This window comes from Actinoplanes sp. CA-030573 (assembly GCF_050951115.1).
Taxonomy (GTDB): Bacteria; Actinomycetota; Actinomycetes; order Mycobacteriales; family Micromonosporaceae; genus Actinoplanes.
Map to the genome: position 1 here is coordinate 1,431,465 of NZ_CP192038.1, position 11,892 is coordinate 1,443,356.

An 11,892-nucleotide genomic window follows, 5' to 3' on the forward strand; every position below is an offset into this window, starting at 1 on the left:
GACCATGACGACCCTGGGTGCCATCGCGCTGCCGCAGAATCCGCCGGAGAAGCTTCGAGACATCGCCGTCGCTGCCGATCGGGCCGCCCTCGAGGAGCTCTGGCTGTGGGAAGACTGCTTCCTCGCCGGCGGTGTCTCGGCGACCGCCGCCGCGCTCGCCTGGACCGAGAATCTGAAGGTCGGCATCGGCATCATGCCGCTGCCGTTCCGCAACGTGGCCGCCTGCGCCATGGAGATCGCCACGCTCAGCCGCATCTCCGGCGGCCGTGCGCTGCCCGGCATCGGCCACGGCGTGCAGGAATGGATGGGCCAGGTGGGCGCCCGCGTCGCGTCGCCGCTCACGCTCCTCCGGGAGTACGCGACGGCCCTGCGCTCGCTTCTGCAGGGCGAGGCGGTGACGACCAAGGGCCGCTACGTCAATCTCGACAACGTCAAGCTCGACTGGCCGCCGCCGGTCGTCCCGCCCCTCTACGTCGGCTCCACCGGCCCGAAGACGCTGGCGCTCGGCGGCGAGGTCGGCGACGGCACGATCCTGACCGCCGGCACGTCCCCCGAGGGCGTCGCCCGGGCCAAGGCCCACATCAACGCCGCCGGCCCGCACGAGCTGGTGGTCTTCGTCCCGGCCGCGTTCGGGCCGGGCGCCGCCGCGCGTCTCGAGGACCAGCAGCGGCGGTACGAGATCGACGTCCCCGGCGTGTCCGGCAGTCCCGAGCAGATGGCGGCCGGGCTGCACGAGTTCGTCGACGCCGGCGCCACGAAGCTGATCCTTCAGCCGACCGTGGACGACCCCGATCCGGTCGGCTTCGTGCGACAGGTCGCCGAGGAGGTCGGTCCCATGTTCGCCTGACCGCCATCAACGGCCTATCTTGTCCGATATGCCGATTTCGCCGTACATCAAGAGCATCCGCGCCGAGCTCGGGAACCGGCTCCTGTTGCTTCCCGGGGTCACCGCGATCGTCTTCGACGACCTCGGTCGGTTGCTGCTGGCCCGGCGTTCCGACAACGGCAAGTGGGCGCCCATCGCCGGCGTGATGGACCCGGGGGAGCAGCCCGCGGAGACGGCGGTGCGCGAGGTCTTCGAGGAGACCGCCGTGCACGCCGTGGCCGAGCGGGTGATCAGCGTGTTCACCCAGCAGCCGAACACCTATCCCAACGGCGACCAGTGCGAGTTCGTCGACATCGCGTTCCGCTGCCGCGCGATCGGTGGCGAGGCCCGGGTCAACGACGACGAGTCGCTGGAGGTGGGCTGGTTCACGCTGGACGCCCTGCCGCCGATCGACGAACGCACCCGCCGCCGCATCGAGCTCGCCGTCCTGCCCGGGGAGGCGGCCTGGTTCGCGACGGGTCAGCCGGTCCTCGGCTAGACCGGATCGCGCTACCGGGCGACTTCGGTCACGTGCCGGGCGCGGGCGGGGTTTCTGCACGGAAGCGTTCGGTAACGTCGGTCCGGACGTAGGCAAGCGGCGCGGGCAAGCGGGCGCGGGCAAGCGGCGGCGGCGGACAAGCGGCGGCGGCGGACAAGCGGCGGCGGCGGACAAGCGGCGGCGGCGGACAAGCGGCGGCGGCGGACAAGCGGCGGCGGCGGCGGACAAGCGGCGGCGGCGGACAAGCGGCGGCGGACAAGCGGCGGCGGACAAGCGGGCGTGCGCAAGTGGGCGCGGGTGAGCGGAGGACAGCGGTGACGCGGTACGTGGCGATCGGGGACAGCTTCACCGAGGGCCTCGGCGATACGCTGCCGGACGGGAGCCAGCGAGGGTGGGCCGATCTCGTGGCCGCCGGCTTGGCGGGGGGCGAGTCGCAGACCATCCAGTACGCGAACCTGGCGATCCGTGGCCGGCTGCTCGAGCCGATCGTGACCGAGCAACTCGAGGCCGCGCTCGCGTTGTCGCCGCAGCCCACGCTGCTGTCGCTCAACGGCGGCGGCAACGACATGATGCGGCCGGGCGGGGACATGAGCCGGTTGGTCGCCCTCACCGAGCAGGCCCTGCGCCGCTGTGCCGACGCGGGCGTACGCGTGCTGCTCCTCAGCGGGGCCGACCCCTCCGACCGGCTTCCGTTCGGCGGCATGATGCGCCGCCGCGGGGAGATGCTGACCGCCGCCATCGCGCCGTTCGCGGATCGGTTCGACGTCACGTTCGTGGACGTCTTCCACGATCGTGAGATCCGCCGGGCCGGCTACTGGTCGGCCGACCGCCTGCATCTCAACGCCGCCGGTCACCGCCGGGTGGCCGGCCTGGTGCTGACCGCGCTCGGGCACCCGACCGAGGCCCACGTCATCGACCCGGGCCCGGACGAGTCGCGCGGCGTGCTGGCCGAGGCCCGCTACTACCGCCAGCACGTCCTTCCGTGGGTGAATCGCCGCCTGCGGGGCCGGTCCTCCGGCGACGCCCGGACCGGCAAGTACGTCGACTGGGTCAAGATCGACGCAGCCTGATCGAGGACGAGGCCGGCCAAGGAGACGACACCGGCCCACGAAGGTCAGGGCAGGGACCGCACGCGGACGTGGTCGTCGTGCCAGACGTCGCCGACCAGGAAGCGCTTGACGCCGACGATCTCGAAGCCGTGCTTCTTGTAGAAGCGGGCCGCCCGCGCGTTCTGCTGGTTCACGCCCAGCCAGCAGTGCTCCGCGCCGGTCGCCGCCGCCTCGGTCAGCGTCGCGGCCATCAGGGCGGCGGCCGCCCCCGAGCCGTGCCGGTCCTCGGCCACGTAGAACTTGCTCAGCTCGATGCTCGTCTTCTCGTCGACCACCGCGGCCACGTCGGGGTCGGCGATCGGGCCGTCGACCAGCATCGAGTAGCCGACCGGCGTTCCGTCCTGCTCGGCGATGAGGATCGTGCGGCCGGAGTCGGCCAGGTAGCGATCGAAGCTCTCCCGCGACAGATGCCGCGCGATGAACGCGTCGATGTCGCTCGGGAGGGTCCCGGGCGGGCAGGCTAGTCCGAACGTACGAGCCGCGAGGTCATGCAGCAGGTCGGCATCCGCGGGATCGGCGCGACGGGTCGTGATCGACATGGAAAGACAGTTTAAGGTTTCGATCGTGCCCGCACTCCGACAGCTCGGTGACGTCATCCCCCTTCCGGCCGCGGTGCGGCCCGATTCGGCCGGGAATTTCCGCATTCCGGCAGATGTGTCCGTGACCGCCACCCCGGCGGCGGAGGACATCGCCGAGCAGCTGGTGGAGCTGCTGCGACGGGTCACCGGCCGGCCGGTCTCCCGGGCGGACGGCGGCTCGTTCCGGGTCCTCCTCGAGGGGTCCGACGACAATGGCCCGCTCACGGAGGCGTACGGGCTGGAAATCGATCGGGAAAGCGTGACCCTTCGCGCCGCGAGCAACCAAGGTCTGTTCCTGGCTCTGCAGACGCTGCGGCAGCTCCTGCCGGAGGAGCGGACCACCGGGGAGATCATCCTGCCCGGCGGGCGGATCGACGACCAGCCGCGCTTCGCCTACCGCGGCACCATGCTCGACCTGGCCCGGCACTTCTTCGCGCCGGCCGAGATCCGGTCCTACATCGACTCGATCGTGCAGTTCAAGATCAACCATCTGCACCTGCACCTGACCGACGATCAGGGCTGGCGCCTGGAGATCCCGGGCTGGCCGCGGCTCACCGAGGTCAGCGGCGGCGCGGGGACCGGGGTGGACGGCGCGGGGCCGGGCTTCCTGACCGCCTGGGAGTACGCCGACCTGGTCGAATACGCCGCGAGCCGGTACGTCACGATCGTCCCCGAGATCGACATGCCCGGTCACGTGAACGCGGCGCAGGTCGCCTACCCGGAGCTGACCCGCGACGGCAACCCGGTCGGGCCGCGCACCGACGCCGAGGTCGGCTACAGCTCGCTGGTCGCGGACAAGGAGCGGACGTACGAGTTCGTCGAGGACGTGATCCGCGAGCTCGCCGCCATGACTCCCGGGCCCTACCTGCACATCGGCGGCGACGAGGCGTTCTCCACCCCGCCCGAGGACTACCGCGTCTTCATGAGCCGGGTGCTGCCGATGGCCGGCAAGTACGGCAAGCAGCCGATCGGCTGGCACGAGATGGCCGCCGTCGACCTGCCGCCGAACGCGATCCCGCAGTACTGGCGGATCGAGCCGGCCGACGACGGCGTGGCCCGGGCGGCCGCGGACGGGCATCAGGTGATCATGTCGCCCGCCGACCGCAGCTACCTGGACATGAAGTACGACGACCAGACCCCGCTCGGGCTCGACTGGGCCGGACTGGTCGGGGTCGAGCGGTCGTACGACTGGGACCCGGCCGACCGCCTGCCGGGTGTGGGCGAGGAGGCCCTGCTCGGCGTCGAGGCCCCGCTCTGGTCGGAGACCCTGCGCTCGATCGCCGACGTGCAGTTCATGGCGTTCCCCCGGCTGGCGGCGATCGCCGAGATTGGCTGGACGCCCCGGGAGAGGCGGAACTGGCCGTCGTTCCGCGCGCGGGTGGGCGCGTTCGGGCCGCGCTGGACCGCACAGGGCGTCACGTTCCACCGCTCCCCGGAGATCGACTGGGCCGAGTGACGTGCCTGCTCAGGGCACGACTATTCGCGGGCCGTCGTGGACTCGGGCCGGGATGCGGGACAGGTCGATCGACAGGTTCTGCGGCGGCATGTAGTACTCGAGGCGAGCCAGGCGCTGCACGATCGTGCCCAGCACGGCGATGGTGATCTTCTCGCCGGGGCAGCGGTGGCCGGTGCGCGGGTCGCCGCCGCCCTGCGGGATCAGCTCGAACGCGCCGACCGGGCGGTGCAGGAAGCGCTCGGGGCGGAAGTCGTACGGGTCGGGCCAGACCCGTTCGTCGTGATGCTGGCCGTAGACGTCGAGCAGCACGAGGGCGCCCCGCGGGATGTCGACCCGCTGGAACCGCAGGTCGCGGGTGGCCTGGCCGCCCAGGAACGGGGCGAAGGGGTAGAAGCGGCGCAGCTCGTGGACGAACGCCAGGGCGAAGTCGTCGTCGGTCAGGCGCCGGCGGTTCTCCGGCCATCGTTCCAGCGCGTGGCCGGCGAACGCGGCGAACCAGGCGACCGCGGTGGTGGGCCGGATGATGTTCAGCACCTCGACGGCCGCGGTGCGCGGGTCCAGCAACTCGCCGCCGGCCCGGTGGTGCGCGACGGCGGACAGGGGCGATGGGTAACGGTCTTCACGCCGTACATCCGCAATGATCTTGGCCAGACGGCGCTCCTGCCGCCGGCGCGCCGCAAGGGCCCGCGCATGCCGCGGACCCAGCGTCGCGAACCCGTCGACCATGGCGACGAGATCGGCGGCCAGGGCGGCTCGGTCACGCGCCTCCCCCGGTACGCCGGTCCAGCGGGTCACCGCGTCCGCGAGCACCTTCGCCGTCTCGTCGAAGAGCGAGACCGCCGGGCCGCCGCGCCATCGGTCGGCCGCGGTGTCGAACGACTCGCCGACCATCTTGGCCAGCGTGTCGATGCCGTCCTCGTGCATGAGCAGGGACACGAAGAGGGCCTTGCGCACCTCGTGGTCGCGTCCGTCCAGCGTGTGCACGGCGCCGCGGCCGAACAGCGTCGCCACCACCGGGTGCGGCAGCGCGTCGTGCCGCTCGAGGTTGCCGTCGGAGTAGAAGAAGCGGGCCGCGTCGGGCCCGCTGATCGCGACCGCCGGCCGGCCCATCACCCGCATCCGGACCGGCTGCCCGTGGCAGCGGCGGCGCAGATCGGGGAGCCAGGCGTAGCCCTTGATCGGAATGAGGGGGGTCTGGTCGGGCAGAACCATGGCCATCCGTATCCCCTCTCGTCACGGGCCGAAACGAGGCCACAAGACTTCCTTAATTCTTGCGGGCGCCGGACTCGCCGTCTGGGTTTTCGGTCGGTGGCCCTGTCTAGGCTGTGCCCGTTCAGTTCCCCTCGACTCGGAGGTACCGTGCGCGACGGCAAGCGGGCGGCGTTGTCGGCCGCCATGTTCGCCGGTTTTCTGCTGGCGGCCTGGCTGCAGGTGGTAGTGGTGCTGCTGGCCGTCCTGCTGGTGCTGTCGGCGCTGCCCGGCGCGGCCGCCCTGCGGATCGCCTTTCCGCTGGTCATCGCCGCCGCCGGTCTGCTGTGGTTCGCGACCGTGCGCGCCCTGCGCCTGCGCCGGCCGGCCCCGGCCGGGGTGCCGGTGACCCGGTCCGACGCCCCCGATCTCTGGGCGATGACCGACGCCGCCGCCGAGGCGGCCGGGGTGCGCCCGCCGGCCGAGATCGTGGTCGTGGCCGGCGCGACCGCGAGCCTCGTCGAGCACGTCCTGCTGACCGGCCTGCGCGGCGGCCGCCGGGTGCTGTTCCTCGGCCTGCCGCTGCTGCAGGCGTGGGACGAGAAACGCCTGCGGGCCGCCGTCGCGCACGAGCTCGCCCACGGCACGCCGCGGCTCGGCCGGTTCGCCCCGATGGCCTACCGCGGCCGGCTGGCGATCGCCCGGATCGTGCCGCGCATACCGCGGCGCAGCCCGGCCGGGCCGCTGCTGCGGGCCTACGCGAGGTGGTATAGGGCGGTCGACGCGCCCTTCGCCCGCGAGCAGGAGCTCGCCGCCGACCGGGTGGCGGCCGAGTTCGCGGGCGGCCGGGCGATGGCCGAGATCCTGCGCGACGAGCCGGCGCTCGACGGCATGCAGCAGCTCTTCCACGCCGAGTACCTCAGTCCCGGCTGGCAGGCCGGCTACGTGCCGGACGACATCTTCGGCGGCTTCCTGCGGGTGCTGGCCGCCCGACCCGAGGACATGGCATTGCTGCGCGCGCTGGAGCCCGCGCCGCCGGCCGAGGGCGACCCGCATCCGCCGCTCGCCGACCGGGTCGCGGCCCTGGTCGCGCTGACCGCCGAGGGTCCCGAGCCGGCCGAGCGCGGCGCCGCCGGCGACCTCGTGCCCGACCTGCCGGGGCTCGGCCGGGCGCTGCAGGCGGTGGCGTTCCCGCCGGCCGGGCGCACGGTCGTGCCGTGGGACGAGTTCTTCGGCGCGGCCCGGGTCGCCGAGATGGAACGCGAGGCCGACGCGTCCCTGCGGGCGATCTCCCGGGCCGCCGGCTCGCCGGTCGCGGGCCCGGCACAGGTGCTCGACCTCGCCGCCGACGGCCGGCTTCGCAAGATCGCCGAGACCGTCTTCGACGACCGGCCGGCCGAGGAGGTGGCGGGCCGCGTCACCGACCTGATCGCCCTGCTGTTCGCGCTGGCCGCGCTGCACGGCGGGGTCGCGCGCTGGCGGCACAGCTGGACCGGCACGGCCGAGCTGGTCGCGATCGACGGCGCCCACCTCGACCTGGTCGGCGTGGCCGAGATCGCCGCCGACCCGGCCACCGTGGCCGAGGCCCGCGAGCGGCTGACCGCGATCGGCATCGACCTGGGCGCCGCCGACCCGGCCGCGGCGGGCCGCGCGCCGGCCCGGGTGCCGGTGATCGGCGGCGTGGTCAACGTGCTGGTCGACGGCGTGCGAACCGACCTGCTCGTGGTCGAGACCGGCCTGTTCCTGCTGCCCGGGCTGCCCCGGTCACGCACCGGCGAGGCGAAACGCCGGCTCAGCAAGGTCGCCACCGACGGCGTGCTGGCCGACGGCACCGTCCTCGCCGAGACCCCGGCCGCGGGGGAGACCAGCGGGAGCCGGTTCGTGCCGTTCGCCGACATGGCCGGCGCGTCGGCGACCCGCAACGGGCGCCGGTCGTGGGAGATGAGCCTGCGCGACGGTGGCGCCATCAGCGTGCGCACCGGGCTCGACTCCGACGAGCTGCCCGGCGGCTGGACGGCCCTCGACGACGCTGTGGCGTTCCTCACCAGCACCCGCTGAGCCGGCCGTCGCGAGTGCGCCGGCGGGCGTACCGAGGGCTTGCGGTCGGTGCGAAACCGGGCTTGATTGCAGACTGCGCTCAAACCGGCATGCCCCGGTCTGAACTCTCTGACCTGCGGATCCGTGGCCCACAACGGAAGCGTCTCATCCGCGACGAATGAGCAACCGCCTGATCACCTTGAGTCACAATAGCCTCAGTGGTTGTTCGCTTGGCGTTTCCCGAAATGGGTAGTCCTCGGACGGGGATCGCGCGGATGATCGCCTGTATACGGGGGAGGTCACTCATGGATCGGGGTCCCGCGGCGCTCTTCGGGGCGATCGTCGCGGTCGGACTGGGTCCGGCGATGTGGTTGGGGGTCCAGCTCGGCGCGGTCGAGGTCGCGCCGGTGCGTCCGCCCGCCGTCGTGGGCGAGCACACGTCCGGGCCGGAGACGCTGCTCGGCGGCGAGGGGGCCGGCGACAGCGAGATCGGCGACGAGCCGACGATCAAGGCCACGCACCGGGTGAAGGTCCTCCCGCTGCGCGCCTCCACGTCCCCCACGCCGTCCGCGACCCCGGCGACGTCGGCGGCGCCCACGACCACCTCGGCCTCGGCGTCGGCCTCGGCCAGCGCATCCCCGTCGGCCACCACCGGCGGACCGACCACCCCGGCCACACCGCCCACCGAGTCGACCACCCAGCCGGGCACGCCGTCCACCGACCCCACCACCGAGCCGACGACGCCGCCCGACCCGCCCACCTCGGGCGGTCCGGGCCCGAGCTACCCGGAGAACCATCTGAACGGCGACAGCGGCGGCATCGCGGCGGGCGGGCCGGGCTAGCTCTCCCTGTGGACAGCGCGCCAAAATTGTCGGTGGGGCGTGCTTGAATCAGGCCCACCCATGAGGGCGGGGGAGGGGGTGGCCCGGCCTAACGACCGAACCATCACCATCCGGGGCGATCATCCGGCGCCGGCCACGTCTCGCTGACCGCGGCGGCCGAGAGCCGTGCCGCCCGGGCGTCCTTGGCGGTGAGATACCGGGCGGTCAGCCCCCGGGCCGTCTCCGCGAAGCGCGCCCGCAACTCGGCCGGCTCCAGCACCTCGGCCTCGGCCCCCAGCTTGAGCAGCTCGATGTGCCCGTGCCGAACCGACTCGATCGGCACCGTGGTGATCAGCCACCCGTCCTCGTCCGGCGGCCCGGCCGCCTCGCGCGCGGCGCGGGCCATCTCGGGCGGGAACACGAACGGCATCAGGCGCAGCGCGGCCTCGGTCATGCGTACGGTCGCCGTGTCCCGATAGACGCTCCGCTCGTAGCGGTCGGCCCACTCGCGCCAGTACGCGGCCAGGTCGAAGCCCGGCGGCCGGACCGCCGGCTCGTCGCGCACCTCGGCCTCGAGGATGTTCGACACCCGGTAGGCGGTGACGTGGTCGCCGGCGGTCGCCACCAGGTACCACCGGCCGGCCTTCAGCACCACACCGAGCGGGTGCAGCGTGCGGGTGACCTCACGCGGGGCCTTCCACCGGCGGTACCGCACCTCCAGCAGCCGCGCCCCCCACACCGCTTCCGCCACGGTGGACAGGTGCGGCGTGGGCTCATCACCACGGAACCAGCCGGGTGCGTCGAGATGAAACCTTTCCCGTACGCGGTCAGCCCGGTCGGCCAGCTCGCCCGGCAGCGAGGCGCGCAGCTTGAGCTCCGCCGCCGCCAGCACCGATCCCAGCCCCAGCTCGGCGGCCGGCCCCGGCATGCCGGCCAGGAAGAGCGTGCCCGCCTCGTCGCCGGTCAACCCGGTCAGCCGGGTGCGATAGCCGTCGAGCAGCTGGTAGCCGCCGGCCGGCCCGCGGTCGGCATAGATCGGCACGCCGGCCGAGCCCAGCGACTCCACGTCGCGGTAGACCGTGCGCACCGACACCTCGAGCTCGTCGGCCAGCTCGCGCGCGGTCATCCGGCCCCTCGTCTGCAGCAGCAGGAGGAGCGAGACGAGACGGCCCGCGCGCATTACCGCACGCTAACCGGCGGACACGACGAAGGGGAGCCGAGGCTCCCCTTCGATGATGACCGGTCTCAGAGCGCGGACAGGCGGTTCAGCAGGTCGCGGTAGCTGCGCAGCTGCACCCGGAGCTGCTCGGTGTCGTCGGACTCGCCGGCGAGCGCGTCCTTCTGCGCCTTCAGGGCCGACGTCAGCTTGTCGACGGCCTCGCCGACCAGGGCGGCGGCCTCGGCGGTCGCCTCCTTGGGGCTGTCCACGAAGCGGAGCTGGATGTCGCGGAACCGGTCGGCGAACGAGTCGCCCTCGGCGAACAGCCGGTCGAGCGCGGGGGCGGGCACGCTGCCGGGCGTGGCGGCGGCGGGCTCGTCGGTGGTCGTCGCGGCGGCGTCGTCCGTCGTGGTCGTGGTCGCCGCGGCGACCGGGACCGGCTCGGACTGCGCGGCCTCGGCGGACGTCCCGTCGAGCGTCGTCCCGGTGCCGTCGAGCTCGTGCTCGGCCCGCTCCTCGTCGGCGCGCGCCTCGTCGACCGTCTCGTCCGCCTCGGCCCTGGCCCCGGCCCGGTCGTCGGCGTTCTCGTCGGCGACGTCGCGCCGGCCGGCGGCACCGGACTCGTCGAGCTTGTCGCCGGTGGCGGGGTCGACGACCTCGGGGCTCTCGAAGGTGCCCTCGTCCTTGATCGCGGCGTCCTCGGCGGTGCCCCCGGAAACACCCTCGGTGGTGTCCCGGTCGGAGTCGTCGGTCGAGGCCGGCGTGACCGTGCCGTCCGGACCGTAGGTGACGGCCTCGGCCTCGCCGGCATCCCGGCGCGAGGCGTCCTCGTCGTGACGCGTGGCGGGATCGTCGAGGTCGACATCGACCGGGTCCGACCCGTCGTGCCCGTCGACGCGTCCGGTCTCGTCGCGGCCCGTGTCGTCGCGGCCGGTGTCGTCGAGGCCCGTGTCGCGGGCGGTGTCGTCACGGCGGAAGGAGTCGCCGTCGAGGGAGGTCTCGTCCCGGCGGAAGGAGTCGCCCTCCTCGGTGCCGTCGCGGCGCTCCCGGTCGGCGAGCTCGTCGTCGGGGCTACCGTCCACGTCGGTGGAGTGATCGGTCGCGTGATCGGCGGCGATGTGATCGCCCGACGCCGGCGCGTCGCTCCACGGCGAGCCGGCACGCTGCTGCGGCACCGCCACCGGCTCCGATGTCACCACGTCCGAGTTCTCACGGTCGTACTCGGGCTCGTTCTCTTTGGCTTCGTTCGAGAAGAACTTCATGGCTCGATGACTCCTCAGCGGCGGGTGTCGGGGGCGGCGTCGGTGTCGGCGGCCTCGCGGGGAGCGGGGGCCGGCTCATCGTCGCGATCGGAAGTATCGGGAACGGAAGTAGTAGTACCAGCAGTCGTCGACACCGGGTCGGTGCCGAGCAGATCGGCGAAGAGCGCCCGGTAGTGCACCAGCGCCTGGCGCAGGTCCTCGGTGCTGGCCGACCCGGCCGTGTTCCGCTCGCTGATCGCATGCGCGTCGCGGTAGTGCTGCAGCGTGTTGGCGTGGGCGACGGACAGGTCCGCGAGCCGGTCGTCGTACTCGCCGTCGGTGGGGTAGCCCCGTTCGCCGATCAGCCGGGTGACGAGCTCGTCGGCGGTGGTGACCGCCTCGGACGGGTTGTCGACGAACTGGATCTGCACCTCTTCCCAGGCGGCACGGTACCGCTGCTGGGACTCGGGGGTCAGCTCCTTCAGCTCGAACTCGGCGTGCCGCTTCTCGCGCTCGCGCAGTTCCTTCTCGGCCTCGGTCCGGTTGCCGGTGTCGGCCACCACGCGGTCGTACTCGGGTCCGAAGGTGCTCTGGAGCTTCTTGCGCCTGCCGGCCTGCACGCCGTACACGATCGCGGCGATGACCACCAGGACGACGATGATCAGGACGATGGTGACTGTGGGGGACATCGGTCTCCTCCTTCTTCGCCCCCCGTTATGCCCACTCACCGAGGGTCGTCAATCCCCTTTGGTCGGAACGGTTCGACTACCGCTGAGTAGGGACTCGATCGGCGCTCTGTCACAAGGTCGACTTCGCGAACGGATGCCGATCCGCTGGACATTTAGGACAGAGCGGTCCAATTTCGGCCGAGCAGATGGTAGTGCCGGTTGAAGGTTTTACGTATTCTCCGGAAGGCGCGAGCGGTCGGTCACAACCTGC

11 protein-coding genes are annotated in these 11,892 nt (G+C 72.8%); 6 read left to right on the top strand and 5 right to left on the bottom strand.

The window, feature by feature from the left end; all coding sequences use genetic code 11:
- Nucleotides 1-4: 4 nt before the first annotated feature.
- The 3 genes from ACQP2F_RS06590 to ACQP2F_RS06600 all read left to right on the top strand — a co-directional run bounded on the left by ACQP2F_RS06590 (nucleotide 5) and on the right by ACQP2F_RS06600 (nucleotide 2,434).
- A complete protein-coding gene (locus ACQP2F_RS06590) occupies nucleotides 5-847 on the top strand; it encodes an LLM class flavin-dependent oxidoreductase (protein ID WP_433301611.1) in 843 nt (280 codons plus the stop codon).
- Nucleotides 848-875: 28 nt separating this feature from the next.
- Nucleotides 876-1,364, top strand: a complete 489-nt coding sequence (locus tag ACQP2F_RS06595) for an NUDIX hydrolase (protein ID WP_433301613.1) — start codon at nucleotides 876-878, stop codon at nucleotides 1,362-1,364.
- 314 nt (nucleotides 1,365-1,678) lie between these two features.
- Nucleotides 1,679-2,434, top strand: coding sequence for an SGNH/GDSL hydrolase family protein (locus tag ACQP2F_RS06600; protein WP_433301615.1), 756 nt, complete (start codon nucleotides 1,679-1,681; stop codon nucleotides 2,432-2,434).
- Between the two features lie 44 nt (nucleotides 2,435-2,478).
- On the opposite strand, the gene ACQP2F_RS06605 is transcribed toward ACQP2F_RS06600, so the two are convergent.
- Entirely contained in the window at nucleotides 2,479-3,012 is a 534-nt protein-coding gene (locus tag ACQP2F_RS06605; RefSeq protein WP_433301617.1) for an N-acetyltransferase family protein, read from the bottom strand.
- A 25-nt stretch (nucleotides 3,013-3,037) separates the two neighbouring features.
- Between ACQP2F_RS06605 and ACQP2F_RS06610 the strand changes: the two genes are divergently transcribed.
- The gene (locus tag ACQP2F_RS06610; protein WP_433301618.1) at nucleotides 3,038-4,507 is read left to right on the top strand and encodes a beta-N-acetylhexosaminidase; all 1,470 of its coding nucleotides are present in this window, start codon (nucleotides 3,038-3,040) and stop codon (nucleotides 4,505-4,507) included.
- Nucleotides 4,508-4,516: 9 nt separating this feature from the next.
- Here ACQP2F_RS06610 and ACQP2F_RS06615 read toward each other — a convergent pair whose 3' ends face one another.
- On the bottom strand, nucleotides 4,517-5,725 hold the full coding sequence (locus ACQP2F_RS06615) for a cytochrome P450 (RefSeq protein ID WP_433301620.1): 1,209 nt from the start codon (nucleotides 5,723-5,725) through the stop codon (nucleotides 4,517-4,519).
- A 141-nt stretch (nucleotides 5,726-5,866) separates the two neighbouring features.
- Here ACQP2F_RS06615 and ACQP2F_RS06620 point away from each other — a divergent pair, with 141 nt between their 5' ends.
- Complete coding sequence (locus ACQP2F_RS06620) at nucleotides 5,867-7,753, top strand: M48 family metalloprotease (RefSeq protein ID WP_433301622.1); 1,887 nt, start codon at nucleotides 5,867-5,869, stop codon at nucleotides 7,751-7,753.
- A 284-nt stretch (nucleotides 7,754-8,037) separates the two neighbouring features.
- On the top strand, nucleotides 8,038-8,574 hold the full coding sequence (locus tag ACQP2F_RS06625; RefSeq protein ID WP_433301624.1) for a hypothetical protein: 537 nt from the start codon (nucleotides 8,038-8,040) through the stop codon (nucleotides 8,572-8,574).
- A gap of 103 nt (nucleotides 8,575-8,677) precedes the next feature.
- Here ACQP2F_RS06625 and ACQP2F_RS06630 read toward each other — a convergent pair whose 3' ends face one another.
- From ACQP2F_RS06630 to ACQP2F_RS06640, 3 genes are all read right to left on the bottom strand, one after another.
- A complete protein-coding gene (locus ACQP2F_RS06630) occupies nucleotides 8,678-9,733 on the bottom strand; it encodes a helix-turn-helix transcriptional regulator (RefSeq protein ID WP_433301626.1) in 1,056 nt (351 codons plus the stop codon).
- Between the two features lie 65 nt (nucleotides 9,734-9,798).
- Nucleotides 9,799-10,974: a hypothetical protein gene (locus tag ACQP2F_RS06635; protein WP_433301628.1), complete on the bottom strand. Its 1,176-nt coding sequence runs from the start codon at nucleotides 10,972-10,974 to the stop codon at nucleotides 9,799-9,801.
- Nucleotides 10,975-10,988: 14 nt separating this feature from the next.
- Complete coding sequence (locus tag ACQP2F_RS06640; RefSeq protein WP_433301630.1) at nucleotides 10,989-11,642, bottom strand: hypothetical protein; 654 nt, start codon at nucleotides 11,640-11,642, stop codon at nucleotides 10,989-10,991.
- Nucleotides 11,643-11,892: the final 250 nt, after the last annotated feature.

What these genes read in the sequence shown, in the direction of transcription:
- ACQP2F_RS06640 (WP_433301630.1), bottom strand. Translation starts at nt 11,642, where the DNA reads ATGTCCCCCACAGTCACCATCGTCCTGATCATCGTCGTCCTGGTGGTC.
- ACQP2F_RS06605 (WP_433301617.1), bottom strand. Translation starts at nt 3,012, where the DNA reads ATGTCGATCACGACCCGTCGCGCCGATCCCGCGGATGCCGACCTGCTG.
- ACQP2F_RS06630 (WP_433301626.1), bottom strand. Translation starts at nt 9,733, where the DNA reads ATGCGCGCGGGCCGTCTCGTCTCGCTCCTCCTGCTGCTGCAGACGAGG.
- ACQP2F_RS06595 (WP_433301613.1), top strand. Translation starts at nt 876, where the DNA reads ATGCCGATTTCGCCGTACATCAAGAGCATCCGCGCCGAGCTCGGGAAC.
- ACQP2F_RS06615 (WP_433301620.1), bottom strand. Translation starts at nt 5,725, where the DNA reads ATGGCCATGGTTCTGCCCGACCAGACCCCCCTCATTCCGATCAAGGGC.
- ACQP2F_RS06625 (WP_433301624.1), top strand. Translation starts at nt 8,038, where the DNA reads ATGGATCGGGGTCCCGCGGCGCTCTTCGGGGCGATCGTCGCGGTCGGA.
- ACQP2F_RS06635 (WP_433301628.1), bottom strand. Translation starts at nt 10,974, where the DNA reads ATGAAGTTCTTCTCGAACGAAGCCAAAGAGAACGAGCCCGAGTACGAC.
- ACQP2F_RS06590 (WP_433301611.1), top strand. Translation starts at nt 5, where the DNA reads ATGACGACCCTGGGTGCCATCGCGCTGCCGCAGAATCCGCCGGAGAAG.